The sequence below is a fragment of the Nocardioides iriomotensis genome, assembly GCF_004168035.1.
GTDB lineage: Bacteria > Actinomycetota > Actinomycetes > Propionibacteriales > Nocardioidaceae > Nocardioides_B > Nocardioides_B iriomotensis.
In genome coordinates this window covers 1-13961 of the sequence record NZ_SDPU01000038.1, presented here as the reverse complement: position 1 = coordinate 13961, position 13961 = coordinate 1, and the positions used below count along the sequence as shown (strand labels likewise).

The window sequence follows — 13961 nt, the reverse complement described above, 5'->3', positions numbered from 1 at the left end:
GATCCGTCACCGACTTCTCGAGGGGTTCCGTGCCTGACCAGAAGCCTGGTCGCCGACGCGCGGCCCCACCGCCCAAGCGACGGCTCGAGAAGCCGCCGCGCCGCGGCGGCCGACCCGCCCGCGACCCTTCCCCGGTGACCACCACGCCGCTCGCGGCGCCGGTCGGTGCCACACCTGCGCCGGCAGACCCGGGCCCGCCGCCCGCGCGCGCCGTCGAGCGGGAACGGACGCTGACCGTCCCCTCGGACATCCCGCTCGTCCCCGGGCCGACGACCACGTCGCCGGAGATCCCCGACCTCACCCAGAAGCGCACCGTCTGGCGAGCCGTGTCCCAAGGCACGTTCGCCACCACCTGGCTGCTCGCGACGCTCGCCGCCCTCGCCGCCCTCCTCGCCGGGTGGTTCGACATGGGCATCCCCACCTGGCTCGCCCCCTGGCTCCCGCTCGGTGGCGCGGTCGCGGTCACCACGCTCTACGCCTTCGCGCTCGGCGTGCGCACGGGCGGCCGACCGCTCCTCACCGCCGTGCTGGCGCTGCTGCTGTCCGCCGGCGCCGCGGTCTCCGGCGTCCCCGTCCTCCTCGCCGGCGCGACCGTGGTGACCGCCACCATGGGCGCGGTCCTCGGCGTGATCGTGACCGTCCCGGCGGCCCGGTTCGCCGGCGTGGTGCGCGAGTGCCTCGTCGCGACGTTCGTCGCGTCCGTCGCGGCGTTCGCCGCCAACGCCTACGACGCCAAGGTCTCGGTCGAGCGCACGGAGTACCTCGTCCTCACGCTGTCCCTGCTGGCCACGGTGGCCCTCGTCTACCGGCTCGGCGCGGGCTTCCCGGGCCTCGGCACCCGCGGCGCCGTCGTGGTGGTCGGCGGTCTGCTCCTCCTGGCGCTGTCGCTCGCCTACACCGAGGCACTCACCCGCTGGGGCTCGCCCGAGCTGATCCGCAGCATGGAGCAGGCCTACCGCGACGCCCGGATGACGCTCGGCGGTGTGCCGCGCCCGCTGGAGGCCCTGCTGGGGATACCGGCGCTCGCCTGGGGCGTCTCGACCCGCGCGCGCCGCCGCCAGGGCTGGTGGCCGTGCGCGTTCGGTGCGACCGCGCTCGCCGGCATCGCGACCTCGCTGATCGACCACCGGAGGACGCTGCTCGAGGCCGGCATCACGGTCGGGTACGGCGTGGTGATCGGGCTCGTCCTCGGCTACCTGGTGATCCGGATCGACGCGTTCCTCTCCGGCACGCGCGGCGCCCGGGCCCGGCGCGAGGAGGAGGCGACGGCGCACCGGCCCGAACCCCGCCGTACCGCCGCGCTGCTCTGATCAGCGGGCCTTCGTAGTAGGTTCGCCACCATGGCGCGTGAACCCCGGTCGGCCGACATCGTCGCGGAGATGGTGGCCAACGTGATGACGGTGACCGTCGAGCCCGGCGACACCGTCGCGGCCGGCGACACGGTGGTGCTGCTCGAGTCGATGAAGATGGAGATCCCGGTGCTGACCGAGCACCCCGGGACCGTGAGCGCCGTCAAGGTCTCCTCCGGTGACGTCGTCCAGGAGGGCGACATCCTGGTCTCTCTCGACCTGTCCTGACCGCAGCGCCGTACACTCCCGTGCGTGCACCGGGGCACCCGGTTCACGGAGGGGTGCCGGAGTGGCCGATCGGAACCGCCTTGAAAGCGGTCGCTGGCAGAGATGTCAGCCGCGGGTTCGAATCCCGCCCCCTCTGCGCGACAGCCTGCCCGGCGGTGGTGTGACCATCGGGTGAGCCGTCGTGGCATGGCGCGCTCGGGGGAGTACGCCTGGAAAGGACCAGATGGTACGGCGCCGCATCTTCGCTCTCGGTGGTGGCGGGTTCTCGATGGAGCCCGACAACCCCGCGCTCGACGACTACCTGCTCAGCCTCGTCCGTGACCCCGGCCGCCGGCCGAAGGTCTGCTTCGTGCCGACCGCCAGCGGGGACGCCGCCGACTACGTGCGCACCTTCGAGGAGGCGTTCGCCGGCCGCGCGGACACCAGCGTGCTGCGGCTGTTCACCCGCGAGCAGGCCGACCTGCGGTCGTTCCTGCTGCCGCAGGACGTGGTGTACGTCGGGGGCGGCAGCACCGCCAACCTGCTCGCCGTCTGGCGGCTGCACGGGCTGCCCGAGATCCTCGCCGAGGCCGCCGACCGGGGCACGGTGCTGGCCGGGATCAGCGCCGGCATGAACTGCTGGTTCGAGGCCTCGGTCACCGACTCGTTCGGGCCCGGCCTGGCCCCGCTGCGCGACGGCCTCGGCTTCGTGCCCGGGTCGTCGTGCCCGCACTACGACGGCGAGGAGCTCCGCGCCGGCACCTACCGGGCGCTGGTGGCCGAGGGCTTCCCGGGCGGCTACGCCGCGGACGACGGCTGCGGCCTCCTCTTCGAGGACGGCGAGCTGACCGACGTGGTCGCGTCGCGGCCGGGCGCGGACGGGTACCGCGTCGAGCTCGTCGACGGGCGGGTCGTCGAGACCCCGCTGGAGGCGACGTACCTGGGTGGCTACCGGGGTGGCTACTCCGAGCCGCCGAGCTCCAGCGACACGCTGTCGTAAACCAGGTCGTTGAGCCGCTGCCGGTAGCGCTCCAGCGCGCCGACCAGCTTGGTCAGCTCGCCGCGCACGGTGTCGACGTCGTCGGACTCCAGCACGGCGGGCCCGAGCTCGGTGAGCCGGCGGATCAGCGAGTCCCGCTCACGATGGAGGGTGAGCTCGCGGGACGCCAGCCAGGCGTCTCCGCCACGGGTCCCCTCGGGGGCCAGTGCGTCCTTGACCGCGGCCATGCGGTGTCGGACCAGCCAGCGCCACATGTGCTGCCGGCGGGGTGCGTCGAGGGCCTCCCGGAGTCCCTGGATCGCGTGCTCGAGACCAGTCATCGCAGGCCTCCTCGGGGGGAGGTGTGTGGGGATTCGAGTGTGCGCTCGCGGGGCCGGTGTGACAAGAGCCTCGTGCCGCCCGTTTGGTCCAGTGCGCGCAGGCTGGTTCGATTCCGGGCATGACCTCCGACTATCGGCTGGCGGCGCCCGTCGCCGTCCGGATGATGGGCGCGACCGCGGCCGCGGCCGGACTGCTGGTCGTGCTCGTCGCCGTCCTGGTCGGGGCGTTCTCGTGGCCGCGCGCCGTGCTGTCGACCGCGGTCGTGCTGGCCGTCGTCCTCGTGGTCGGCGGGGGCCTCGTCCTGGTCCGCCGTACGACGATCGTGCGGCTCGACGACGAGGGCTACCGGGTGCGCCTCGTGCGCGGCGTCGGCGTCGCGCAGGGCCGCTGGAAGGACGTCGAGGACGTCGTCGCGACCACGGTCGGCGGCGCCCGCTGCGTGGTGCTGCGCCGCCGCGACGGGAGCACGACCACGATCCCGGTGGGCGTCGTCGAGCGCGGTGAGACCGCCTTCGTGCGCGACCTCCAGCAGCACCTCAACCGGGGGCACGGCTACCGCCCGGTGCCGCCCTCCTTCTGAACCTCCAGCCCGCCCGCCCGGCCGATTGGCCGCGCCCCGGCGGCGACCGGTAGCCTGTCCCTCGCTGTCGGGAGGTGTCGCCTAGTCCGGTCTATGGCGCCCGCCTGCTAAGCGGGTTGAGGGCAAACCCCTCTCGCGGGTTCAAATCCCGCCACCTCCGCCAGTCCGCCGCGGCCCCGCACCCCTCGGGTGCGGGGCCGCGCTCATTCCCGGACGTCCTCGGTCGCGGCGATGTCGTCGAGCTGCAGCGGCGTCCAGTCGCCGACCTCGTACTCCCCCGTCGTGCGCACGACCACCGGCTGGATCCCCGCCGGACGGCCGTCCCGGTAGGTCACCAGCGAGACCTCGGCATCACGACGCAGCTTGCTGCCGATCGCCAGGGCGTACGCCGCACCGCCGGTCGTGCCGTTGGTGTAGGTGTAGCCGGTCCGGCCGTTCTCGCCCACCACCGGCGTCGGCCCGACCTGCACGTGCAGGTGACCCGCGAGCACCAGGTCGACGCAGCCGCGCTCGAGCGCGACCCGGGCGCTGTTGGCGTCGTGCACCAGCAGCGTCGAGATTCGCTCGCCGTCCGCGTCGCGCTCGCAGGCGAGGTCGGCCAGCCGGGTGCTCTGCTCCTCGAACGTCACGCCGCGCTCGTCGCGCCAGCTGCCCAGGCCGCTGCTGCGCACGTCGGAGACGCCGAGCAGCCGGATCCCCTCTGGCCCGTCGACGACCTCGCCGTCCAGCGTGGTGAAGCCGAGCTCGTCGAGCCGGTCGGTGACGAAGTCGCCGTTGTCGTGGTTGCCGGCGATGCCGTAGCGGTCGTCGTAGTCGCCGAACGCCTCGGCGAGCGACTCCAGGCTGAACGACTCCCACGACGAGCCGGTGGAGGTGTCGTCACCGGCGTCGAGCAGGAACGTCGCGCCGCCGGCGTCGGCCACCGCCCGGGCGACCGGGTCCATGCCGACGTTGTCGTGCCGGTCGCTGACCAGCAGGCCGACGACCTCGCCCTCCTCCGGCTGGCGCAGCTGCGAGGCCAGCACGGGCGCGGCCTCGACCAGCTCGCGGTAGAAGTCCAGGCTCGTGCGGTAGGTGTCCAGGGCGCTCTCCACGAGCCGTCGCGTGCCGGTCGTCATCAGCCCGGACTCGACCTCGAGGGAGGCTGCCTCGGCGGGCACGTCGAGGTCGGGCAGCGCCTCCTGCAGCGGCACCCAGTCGCCGCTCTCCACGGGCGGCACCTGGTCGTCGCGCACGACCAGCCCGGCGGCGAGCAGGACCACCGCGCTCATGCCGGCGAGCGCCGTACGGCGGAGGGTCCAGGGATGGGTCAGCTCCCGCCACCGCGACCAGCCGACCAGCAGCACCAGCGCCGGTCCGGCGAGGCCGATCACGGCGCCGAGCACCGCGGAGTCGAGGGCGAGGTCGGCGATCGTCGCGCGGACCTTGGCGACCTGACCCTCCGGCTGGCTGGCGATGAACGCGTAGCGCTCGATCAGCGCCTCGTAGCTGTCGAGCTCGGTCGCCCCCAGGTCGATGGCAGCGCCGAGGCGGGTGCCGGTGGGGAGCCGGAAGCTCGGGATGTACGGGCCGAGGTCGAGGGTGGCGTGACCGTCGAAGGTCGGCCGGACCACCGCGTCGTGGCCCGCGACGACGGTGCTGCGGGAACCGGTCGCGAACAGCGCGGCCGCGACGGGCAGCGCGACGAGCAGCCAGGCGACGACCAGGACGGCGACACGGCGTGGCGTCGGACGGGGGAGACCGCCACGGGGACGAAACGGACGCGACAGCCGCATCCGTCCACCCTAGGTGGGGGGCGTGTATACACCGGTCCGGGTTGTTGCGCGACCTAGCGGACTGGCGTGTATTGCACAACTACGCAACGATGACGTCCGCGGAGGAGGGGCCGGTCAAGACCGGAAACCACCCGATTTGCCCGCTTCGGACGGTTGGTCCGAAGGCCCGGACTGCTCGACGCACTATAGGCCCTGTGCAGCGCATGCGTCCCGTTCTTGTCCTTTTTGCAGGAACATGCAGTGCACATTCTCGCGGCCCGATTCTCTAGCCCGGGTCGCCGCCGGTGACTGACACTAGGGGAACGGCGGGCGACCGCCGCACCCCTGGGACTGAGAACACGAGGTACGCAATGACGAAGCGCAGCGCAGCCAAGCTGGCTGCCGGCGCCCTGCTGGTGGCAGGCGCGTTCGGTGGCGTGGCGGCTCCGGCCTCCGCCAGCGACACCGGTTGGAACGGCACGCGAGTGTCCACCAACTCCGACACGGGTTGGAACGGCACGAAGGCCGTCACGAAGAACACCAAGAACACCAAGATCAAGAAGGCCACCAAGAAGGACTCCGACACCGGCTGGAACGGCACCCGGCTGGGGACGGACTCGGACACGGGCTGGAACGGCACGTGATCCGACCCCGCGGTTAGCGCGGGAGCACACCCACAAATGCGACCGGTCCCACCTCCCCCGGAATCGATCGCCAGACCAGGCCTGAAGACGAGGACGAACGAGTCATCCCCCCGGCAGTTCGATTCCACAGTGCCATCCCCCCGGCCCGTACTTCAGACCTCGTGCGAGGGCAGTTTCACGTCAGGGTGACTGCCCTCGCAGCATGTCCGCCCCATGCCCGCGGGGTGCCCCCGGACGGTTCTCGGGTCCGTCCGGCACCTCGCGGGCGCGGGCCACGGCCGGAGCGCGGTCAGCGCTCGCCGTCGTGCCCGTCGAACTCGGCGAGCGCGCCCAGGTCCGCGCCGGGGGTGTCCGTCGACGGCGCCGAGCGCTGGCTCGTGTCACGGCCCATGGCGTAGCCGAGCTGGAACCGGGTCTGCACGTCGTACTCGTCCTTCAGCGCCGCGATGTAGCCGGCGTAGGTGCGGGTGCTGACGCCGAGCCGCTTGGCGCTGGCGGGGTCGCTGTGCCCCTCCACGAGCAGCCGGATCGTCATCGCCCGGACGTCCTCGGCGATGTGCCGCTCGGCCTGGGTGCCGCTGACGTTGAACGGCTGCGCGCGCTCCCAGGCCCGCTCGAAGATGTCGACGAGGTAGGCGATCAGCGACTTCTCGTGGATCGCGATCGCGACGTGGTGGTTGTCGGAGGCCGGGACCACGGCGACCTGCCGGTCCATGACCAGCAGCCGGCGGAAGAACTCGTCGAGCGTGCGCACCTCGGCGCCGTGGGCGGTGATGTCGGCGACGTACTCGCGCGTCGCGGGGCTGTGCCGCGCCGAGTGCTGGTACAGCGTGCGCATCCGCACGCCTCGCTCGAGCGCCTTGACGTCGCGGTCCTCGACCTTGGCGAGGATGTCGGCCGGGCGGCGGCCGTGCGGCTGCGCGGTGAGCAGGTCCTGCCGGCAGTCGCTGACGGCGGCCGCGATGAAGTTGTTGATGTTCTCGAGCCCGTGGATCTCGGTGATCGGGTTGACCGTCGCGCGTGGCGAGGTGCGGAACACCTGGCCGAGGTCGCTGAAGGTGTCGGCCCAGCGCGCGGACTCGGCGAGAAGGTCGGCGCCCTGCTGGCCGAGGGGTACGACGATCTGCGACTGGACCGCGGCGGGGTCGGTCGGGACGTAGCGGTCGCTCGACTCGTCGTGGCGCAGCAGGCCGATGTCGAGGAGCAGGTCGAGCGCGGGTCGCAGCTTGTCGTCGCGCAGCCGCGGGTCGTCCGCGGGGAGCGAGCCGTGCTGGACGGCGTTGGAGTAGATGCGAGCGGCGCCGGTCTCGAGCAGGCGGCGGTCCTCGGGTCCCCAGGAGCCACGGGACGCGCCGTTGTCTCTGCTCACCGGGCAAGTATGCCCGGTGAGCAGAGACTCATGTCAGGCACCCAGGCGCGCCTTGAGGCCGTCGAGCTCGGTCCAGAGCACGGCCGGCAGCGTGTCGCCGAACTTCTCGAACCACTCGACGATCTGCGGGATCTCGGCCTTCCACTCCTCGACGTCGACCTCGAGCGCCGCGGCGAGCGCCTCCGGCGTCATGTCGAGGCCCTCGACGTCGAGCGACTCCGGCGTCGGCACGTGGCCGATCGGGGTCTCGGCCGCCTCGGCCTGGCCGTCGATGCGCTCGACGATCCACTTGAGGACGCGGCTGTTCTCGCCGAAGCCCGGCCACAGGAAGCCGCCGTCCTCGTCGCGGCGGAACCAGTTCACGTAGAAGATGCGCGGCAGCTTCGCGGCGTCGTTGTCCTTGCCGACCGTGATCCAGTGGTTGAAGTAGTCGCCGGCGTTGTAGCCGATGAACGGCAGCATCGCCATCGGGTCACGACGCACGACGCCGACGGCGCCGGTCGCGGCCGCGGTGGTCTCCGAGGAGAGCGTCGCGCCCATGAACGTGCCGTGCGTCCAGTCGCGGGCCTCGGCGACGAGCGGGATCGTCGTCTTGCGGCGGCCGCCGAAGAGGATCGCGTCGATCGGCACGCCCTGCGGGTCGTCGTACTCCGGGGCGAGGATCGGGCACTGCTTGATCGGCGTGCAGTAGCGGCTGTTCGGGTGGCTGGACAGCTCCTCGCTGTCGGGCGTCCAGTCCTGGCCCTTCCACGAGCGGGCGTGGGCCGGGGTGTTCTCCATGCCCTCCCACCAGATGTCGCCGTCGTCGGTCAGCGCGACGTTGGTGAACACCGAGTTGCCCAGGTCGATGGTGCGCATCGCGTTGGGGTTGGTCAGCTCGTTGGTGCCCGGCGCGACGCCGAAGAAGCCGAACTCCGGGTTGACGGCGTACAGGCGGCCGTCGTCACCGATCTTCATCCAGGCGATGTCGTCGCCGAGGGTCTCGACCTTCCAGCCCGGGATCGTCGGCTCGAGCATGGCGAGGTTGGTCTTGCCGCAGGCGCTCGGGAAGGCCGCGGCGACGTACTTCACGACGCCCTCGGGGCTGGTCAGCTTGAGGATCAGCATGTGCTCGGCGAGCCAGCCCTCGTCGCGGGCCATCACAGAGGCGATGCGCAGCGCGTAGCACTTCTTGCCGAGCAGCGCGTTGCCGCCGTAGCCGGAGCCGTAGGACCAGATCGCGCGCTCCTCGGGGAACTGCACGATGTACTTGGTGTCGTTGCACGGCCAGGCGACGTCCTGCTCGCCCTCGGCCAGCGGCTTGCCGACGGAGTGGAGTGCCGGGACCCAGTGCACGTCGTCGCCGGCGGCGTCGAGCTCCTCCATGCGGCGCAGCACGTGGCTGCCCATGCGGGCCATCACCTTCATGGAGACCACGACGTAGGCCGAGTCGGTGATCTCGACGCCGAACATCGGCTGGTCGGCCTCGAGGTGGCCCATGACGAAGGGGACGACGTACATCGTCCGGCCCTTCATGCACCCCCGGTAGAGGTCGGTCATGACCGCCTTCATCTCGTCCGGCGCCATCCAGTTGTTGGTGGGGCCGGCGTCCTTCTCGTCCACCGAGCAGATGAAGGTGCGGTCCTCGACGCGCGCCACGTCGGTGGGGTCGGACTGGGCGAGGAAGCTGTTCGGCTTCTTCTCCTCGTTCAGACGGGTGAACGTGCCGCTCGCGACGAGCGCCTCGGTCAGCTCCGTCCACTCGGCGTCGTCCCCGGTGCACCAGTGGATGCGGTCCGGCTGCGTGAGCTCCGCGACCTCCTGCACCCAGGACAGGATCCCGGGGTGGGAGGTGGGGGCGGCGGCCGCGGCGCCGGACTGGCTCGGGATGGTCCCCTCGGTGGTGGGGCTGGTGCTCGTGTCGGTCGTCATGGCCAACCGGGTCCTCTCGCGCTTCTCGTCCCTGGGAAGGGGACGGCCACCGGGTCCCGGTATGGGGCCGGTGGTGTGGTCGGGGATTGTCGTGTGTCGCCGCGCCCTTGCAGCTGCTTCGTGCCGCCCGCCGCCCGGTGACTGGAGCGGTCCGGCGAGGTGCTGGTGAATGTACGCACAAGGTCGAGCGCCCGGCTATTGGACCGATCCAAGGTGTGACCGGGGTTAACGCACTTGCGTGGGACTCTCTTCGAACGTGCGAGAGCCGGTGGGAACGTGTGGGAAATCCGTCGCATTTCCGCTGGTCAGCGCGTCGTGCCGTCCCCGGCGGGAACCCGTTCCCACGCAACTTCACATCGCTGCCTCGCCCTGCCGCACGGCCTCCCGGATCCGGGCGTAGGTGCCGCACCGGCAGATGTTGCGGATGCCGTCGAGGTCCGCGTCGGTGATCGACCGGCCCTCGCGCCGTACCTGCCGGACGAGCGCGACCGCGGCCATGACCTGGCCGGGCTGGCAGTAGCCGCACTGGGCGACGTCGCGGTCGATCCAGGCCTCCTGCATCGGGTGCAGCCCGGGACCGGGCGCGGTGCCGGGCAGGCCCTCGATGGTGGTGATCTCGTCGTCGCGGTCGAGGGCGGAGACCTTCACCGAGCACGGGTTGAACGCGCGGCCGTTGACGTGGCTGGTGCACGCCTTGCAGACGTTGATGCCGCAGCCGTACTTCGGGCCGGTCACGCCGAGCACGTCACGCAGCACCCAGAGCAGGCGGACGTCGTCGTCGACGTCGACGGTGACGCGCTCGCCGTTGAGGAGGAAGGAGTGCTTCGGCATGGGTCAGTACCTCCGGAGGCCGTTGGTCGGGGACTGCGGGATGGGCGGGACGGTGGGCTTCGGCTTGAAGGCGAGCGGGTCCCGGTGGTTGATCGGGAACTCCGTGGGCGTGCGGCCGGTGGCGCGCCGGTAGGCGCAGGCCACGGCGGCGAACGTCGACGCGACCCCGAACTCGCCGGCGCCGCCGGGCTCGCCCGTCGTGTCCGGCATGACGACGACCTCGACCTCGGGCGGGACGTTCCACTGGCGCGTGTAGAAGTAGTTGTCCCAGCTGCCCTCGAGGAAGTGGCCGTCGCGCAGGTGCAGGCTCGACGTCAGCGCCAGGGCGATGCCGTCCATGATCCCGCCCTGCATCTGCGCCTCCAGGCCGCGGGGGTTGACCGCGAGGCCCACGTCGACGGCCATGACCACCTTGGTCACGCGCGGGCCGGTGACCCCGTCCCGCACCGGCCGGTCGACCGTCGCGGGTCGGCAATCGATCTCGACGAGGCAGGCGTTGAGGCCCTTGTACTCCTTGTGCAGCGCGATGCCCTGCGCCGTACCGGCCGGCATGCGACGCCCCCACCCGCCGACCTCGGCGACCGTGGCCAGCACCGCCCTGGCGCGGTCGTCCTTGGCGTGCTCGCGCCGGAACGCGAACGCGTCCTGCCCCATCGCCTCCGCCAGCTGGTCGGTGACCAGCTCGCGGGCGGTGCAGGTGTCGGGGGAGTAGATGTTGCGCATGCTGCCGGTGTTGAAGCGGGAGTCGGTCTCGTCGAGCTGCTGGTCGACCAGGCCGTAGTGGTACGGCACCTCCTGGGTCAGCGCGAAGATCGTCTGCGCGAAGCCGATCTCGCCGACGGGGAGCTTGGCCGACATCGCGGTGATCAGCTCGCCGAGGCCGTGGCTGTTGTCGGTGACGACGCTGGTGTGCCGCTGCTCGAAGGACAGCACCTCGCTGCCGGCGTACGTCGCGCGGATCCGCGAGGTCGCCATCGGGTGGGTGCGGCCGACGCGGGAGTCGTCGGTGCGGTGCCACATGAGCTTGACCGGCTTCCGCATCTTCTGCGAGATCTCGGCGGCCTCGAGCGCGGCGTCGAAGAAGAGCTTGCGCCCGAAGGAGCCGCCGCCCTGGACGACGTGGACCGTGACCTGGTCGGGCGTCATGCCGAGCCGGGTCGCGATCTCCTCATGCGCGGTGATCGGCGACTTGAGCCCGGCCCAGATCTCGGCGCGGTCGGTCCGCACGTCGGCGATCGCGCAGTTGGGCTCGAGGGCGCTGTTGCTGCGGAACCAGAAGGTGAAGTCGGCGTCGACCGTCTTCGCGCCGGCCGGCAGCGCGGGTACGGCGAGCGGCAGCTCCGCCGCCCGGAGCTCGGCCAGCACGTCGGCGTCCGACTGTCCCGCGACCGGGCCGTCCTTCCACTCGACGTCGAGGGCGCGCACCGCCCTGATCACCTGGCCGAACGTCTTGCCGCGCACTGCGACGCCGGTCGACACCTTGGCGACGTGGGTGATGCCCGGCATCGCCAGCACCTTCTTCTTGTTGCGCACCCGCACCGGTGTGCCGTTGAGCGTGGGGGCGCGGCAGACCATGGTGGGCCGGGCGCCCTTGACCTGCAGGTCGAGGGTGAACTCCTTGCGGCCGGTGACCGCCTTGCGCGCGTCGGTGCGGTTGTGCGGCGTGCCGATGACCTTGAAGTCGGCACGGTCGGTGAGCGTCACGTCGACGCGCCGGGTCGAGGTGGCGGCGGCGCGCCGCGCCAGCTGCCCGTAGCCGACGCTCGCGCCGCCGGGCGCGGTGATGACGCCGGCGTCGGCCTCGAGGCTCTCGACCTCCGCGGACAGCACGATGGCGGCGGCCGCGAGCAGCTCCTGCTTGGCGATCGCAGCCGCCACGCGGATCGGCGTGAACGTGGAGATCGTCGTGTTGGAGCCGCCGGTCAGCTGGTTGAACAGCAGCTCGGGCCGGGCGTCGGCGAGGGTGACCCGCACCTTGCTGACCGGGAGGTCGAGCTCCTCGGCGACGAGCATCGCGCTCGACGTCATGATCCCCTGGCCGTTCTCCGACCGGGGCAGCTCGAACGACGCGGTCCCGTCCTCGTGCACGACGACGGTGATCAGGTTCGCCGTCGGGCGGGTGGCGTCCGTGAGCATGTCGTTGAGGTCGTAGACCTCGGCCGGCTGCGGCCCCGACGGCAACGCCAGCGCGGGCGGAGCGGTCGCCGTACCGAGGGAGAGGTCGGCGGCGGCCGCCAACGTGGGCGCCGCCAGGAGGTAGCCGAGGAACCTACGTCGCCCGGGGTCCGCCTCCGTCCGTGGTCGTGCTGCGCGTGCTGCCGTCTCACTCATGCGCTGTCCTCTCAACGTCCGAGTCCGTTGCGAGGCAGCCCAGCCGATGTCCTCCCACGACTGAACCCGCATCGGTGGGTCACCCCACTCGATTGGCGGTTCGAACGCTCCCACGGCCGCGGATGGGTGACCAGCGACACGTCTCAGGTTCTGGAACCTGTTGCAGAGGCGAGGGTCACGTCGTCCCGATTTCACCGCCGCTGGACCCGCACGCTAAAGTGTCCGAGGCCTCCGGGCGGACGACGTCCGACCAAGGCATGCGCCCGTAGCTCAACGGATAGAGCATCTGACTACGGATCAGAAGGTTAGGGGTTCGAATCCCTTCGGGCGCGCTAGCGGAACCCCAGGTCATATCCCCCGTTGACCTGGGGTTCTGCGCGTCCGGGCCCTGATCGCGAGCCGGCTCAGCGGACCGTCGAGAGGCGCTGGTTCACGAATGGCGGCACGATGCCCGTGCCGTGTGCCGCCTGGCGGCGACCGCCGGAGGGCATGGCCGTCACGCCCAAGGTCCGGTGATGGCGAACGTGTAGCCGTCGCCCTGGATGCAGGCGAACAGAACCTTGCCGTTCTCGGTGAAGGTCGGGCCGGCGAACTCGCTGCCGCTGACGTCGTTGCGGGCCAGCGGAAAGGCCTTGCCTGCCGTGGTGATGCCGACGAGGTGCTGGATGCCCTCGCCGTCCTCGGCGAGGATCAGGCCACCGTTGGGGTCGAGGCAGATGTTGTCCGGACCGTCGTAGTCGGTGTCCGCGTCGGGATCGGGGTTCACCCCGAAGATGCTCTTGAGCTTGACCGTCTCGGAGTCGGGGTCGTAGAACCACACCTGCCCGTCGTGCTCGTTCTTGCTGCCGTCGCCGGCTCGGGCGAAGCTGGCGACGAAGTAGGCGCCACCGTCCCCCCAGTAGGCGCCCTCGAGCTTGCGGCTGCCGGTCACCTCGCCGGTCGCGAACTGCTTGCGCGCGGAGGTCGTCGTTGCCAGCCGGTCCGGCACGTCGACCCAGGTGACCTTGTACGTCGTGCCCACCTGGGTCGCCTCGGACAGGTCGGCGATCGCCCGTCCGCCCTTCGTGCAGCGCATGGCCTGCAGGGTGCCGGCGGTGTCTCCGCCCTCGGCGAGCGCCAGCTCTCGGAGCGCTCCCTTGCCGGGCTTGAAGCCGGACGGCGGGGTCCACCGGTAGTAGAGGCCGTGAGGGCCGTTGGCGTCCTCGGTGAGGTAGATCGTGCCGTTCGGGTCGACGGCGACCGCTTCATGGGAGTAGCGGCCGAGGAACTTCAGGGGTACCGGGTCCTGGTTGGCCGGCCGGTCGAAGGCGTCGACCTCGAAGGTCCAGCCGTGGTCCTCGAGGAACTGGCCGCCCTTGCGCTGCTCGGTCTCTTCGCAGGACAGCCAGGTGCCCCAGGGGGTCTTGCCGCCGGCGCAGTTGTTGTGGGTGCCGGCCAGGCTGACGTACTCCGAGAGGCGGTTGCCCTTCTTGTCCATCACGATCGTCGTCGTACCACCGCGGGCGCCGGGGTCGAAGGTGAGACCGGGAAGAGCAGGAACGCCGAACGTCTCGTCGCCGCCGATCTCGTGGTTCTGCACCAAGGTCCAGCCATCGCGGCGCTCGAACACCGCCGCGCCGTCCGGGTCGCTCGGCGAGGGCTCGCCCGTGTCGAGGAGCGTCTCG

12 protein-coding genes and 3 tRNA genes are annotated in these 13961 nt (G+C 71.5%); 8 read left to right on the top strand and 7 right to left on the bottom strand.

Going from position 1 to position 13961, the window contains the following annotated elements:
- Positions 1 to 134: 134 nt before the first annotated feature.
- The 4 genes from ETU37_RS22750 to ETU37_RS22735 all read left to right on the top strand — a co-directional run bounded on the left by ETU37_RS22750 (position 135) and on the right by ETU37_RS22735 (position 2556).
- Positions 135 to 1310, top strand: a complete 1176-nt coding sequence (locus ETU37_RS22750; protein ID WP_129989754.1) for a hypothetical protein — start codon at positions 135 to 137, stop codon at positions 1308 to 1310.
- A 30-nt stretch (positions 1311 to 1340) separates the two neighbouring features.
- Positions 1341 to 1577: a biotin/lipoyl-binding carrier protein gene (locus ETU37_RS22745; protein WP_129989752.1), complete on the top strand. Its 237-nt coding sequence runs from the start codon at positions 1341 to 1343 to the stop codon at positions 1575 to 1577.
- A 47-nt stretch (positions 1578 to 1624) separates the two neighbouring features.
- Positions 1625 to 1713: transfer RNA gene (locus ETU37_RS22740), tRNA-Ser, on the top strand.
- An 87-nt stretch (positions 1714 to 1800) separates the two neighbouring features.
- Positions 1801 to 2556 carry a Type 1 glutamine amidotransferase-like domain-containing protein gene (locus tag ETU37_RS22735; protein WP_129989750.1) on the top strand — a complete coding sequence of 252 codons (756 nt, stop codon included), beginning with the start codon at positions 1801 to 1803 and terminating at the stop codon, positions 2554 to 2556.
- Here the strand turns inward: ETU37_RS22735 and ETU37_RS22730 are convergent.
- On the bottom strand, positions 2517 to 2876 hold the full coding sequence (locus tag ETU37_RS22730) for a hypothetical protein (RefSeq protein ID WP_129989748.1): 360 nt from the start codon (positions 2874 to 2876) through the stop codon (positions 2517 to 2519). The genes ETU37_RS22735 and ETU37_RS22730 overlap by 40 nt on opposite strands.
- 119 nt (positions 2877 to 2995) lie before the next feature.
- Between ETU37_RS22730 and ETU37_RS22725 the strand changes: the two genes are divergently transcribed.
- On the top strand, positions 2996 to 3457 hold the full coding sequence (locus ETU37_RS22725; RefSeq protein ID WP_129989746.1) for a hypothetical protein: 462 nt from the start codon (positions 2996 to 2998) through the stop codon (positions 3455 to 3457).
- A 70-nt stretch (positions 3458 to 3527) separates the two neighbouring features.
- Positions 3528 to 3620: transfer RNA gene (locus ETU37_RS22720), tRNA-Ser, on the top strand.
- A 40-nt stretch (positions 3621 to 3660) separates the two neighbouring features.
- On the opposite strand, the gene ETU37_RS22715 is transcribed toward ETU37_RS22720, so the two are convergent.
- Complete coding sequence (locus ETU37_RS22715) at positions 3661 to 5232, bottom strand: metallophosphoesterase (protein ID WP_240755902.1); 1572 nt, start codon at positions 5230 to 5232, stop codon at positions 3661 to 3663.
- A gap of 350 nt (positions 5233 to 5582) precedes the next feature.
- Here ETU37_RS22715 and ETU37_RS22710 point away from each other — a divergent pair, with 350 nt between their 5' ends.
- On the top strand, positions 5583 to 5855 hold the full coding sequence (locus ETU37_RS22710; protein WP_129989744.1) for a hypothetical protein: 273 nt from the start codon (positions 5583 to 5585) through the stop codon (positions 5853 to 5855).
- A gap of 289 nt (positions 5856 to 6144) precedes the next feature.
- Here the strand turns inward: ETU37_RS22710 and ETU37_RS22705 are convergent, their stop codons facing one another.
- From ETU37_RS22705 to ETU37_RS22690, 4 genes are all read right to left on the bottom strand, one after another.
- Positions 6145 to 7224, bottom strand: a complete 1080-nt coding sequence (locus ETU37_RS22705; protein ID WP_206054148.1) for a phospholipase D-like domain-containing protein — start codon at positions 7222 to 7224, stop codon at positions 6145 to 6147.
- 33 nt (positions 7225 to 7257) lie between these two features.
- The gene (locus ETU37_RS22700) at positions 7258 to 9135 is read right to left on the bottom strand and encodes a phosphoenolpyruvate carboxykinase (GTP) (protein ID WP_129989742.1); all 1878 of its coding nucleotides are present in this window, start codon (positions 9133 to 9135) and stop codon (positions 7258 to 7260) included.
- 351 nt (positions 9136 to 9486) lie between these two features.
- Positions 9487 to 9966, bottom strand: a complete 480-nt coding sequence (locus ETU37_RS22695; RefSeq protein ID WP_129989740.1) for a (2Fe-2S)-binding protein — start codon at positions 9964 to 9966, stop codon at positions 9487 to 9489.
- A 3-nt stretch (positions 9967 to 9969) separates the two neighbouring features.
- Positions 9970 to 12297: a molybdopterin cofactor-binding domain-containing protein gene (locus tag ETU37_RS22690; protein ID WP_129989738.1), complete on the bottom strand. Its 2328-nt coding sequence runs from the start codon at positions 12295 to 12297 to the stop codon at positions 9970 to 9972.
- A gap of 259 nt (positions 12298 to 12556) precedes the next feature.
- Between ETU37_RS22690 and ETU37_RS22685 the strand changes: the two genes are divergently transcribed.
- Positions 12557 to 12629 (top strand) — tRNA-Arg (locus ETU37_RS22685).
- 164 nt (positions 12630 to 12793) lie between these two features.
- On the opposite strand, the gene ETU37_RS22680 is transcribed toward ETU37_RS22685, so the two are convergent.
- Positions 12794 to 13961, bottom strand: a 1168-nt coding sequence (locus tag ETU37_RS22680; RefSeq protein WP_129989736.1) for an alkaline phosphatase PhoX, incomplete at its 5' end; no start/stop codon positions are given.

What these genes read in the sequence shown, in the direction of transcription:
- ETU37_RS22745 (WP_129989752.1), top strand. Translation starts at nt 1,341, where the DNA reads ATGGCGCGTGAACCCCGGTCGGCCGACATCGTCGCGGAGATGGTGGCC.
- ETU37_RS22735 (WP_129989750.1), top strand. Translation starts at nt 1,801, where the DNA reads ATGGTACGGCGCCGCATCTTCGCTCTCGGTGGTGGCGGGTTCTCGATG.
- ETU37_RS22730 (WP_129989748.1), bottom strand. Translation starts at nt 2,876, where the DNA reads ATGACTGGTCTCGAGCACGCGATCCAGGGACTCCGGGAGGCCCTCGAC.
- ETU37_RS22725 (WP_129989746.1), top strand. Translation starts at nt 2,996, where the DNA reads ATGACCTCCGACTATCGGCTGGCGGCGCCCGTCGCCGTCCGGATGATG.
- ETU37_RS22715 (WP_240755902.1), bottom strand. Translation starts at nt 5,232, where the DNA reads ATGCGGCTGTCGCGTCCGTTTCGTCCCCGTGGCGGTCTCCCCCGTCCG.
- ETU37_RS22710 (WP_129989744.1), top strand. Translation starts at nt 5,583, where the DNA reads ATGACGAAGCGCAGCGCAGCCAAGCTGGCTGCCGGCGCCCTGCTGGTG.
- ETU37_RS22700 (WP_129989742.1), bottom strand. Translation starts at nt 9,135, where the DNA reads ATGACGACCGACACGAGCACCAGCCCCACCACCGAGGGGACCATCCCG.
- ETU37_RS22695 (WP_129989740.1), bottom strand. Translation starts at nt 9,966, where the DNA reads ATGCCGAAGCACTCCTTCCTCCTCAACGGCGAGCGCGTCACCGTCGAC.
- ETU37_RS22690 (WP_129989738.1), bottom strand. Translation starts at nt 12,297, where the DNA reads ATGAGTGAGACGGCAGCACGCGCAGCACGACCACGGACGGAGGCGGAC.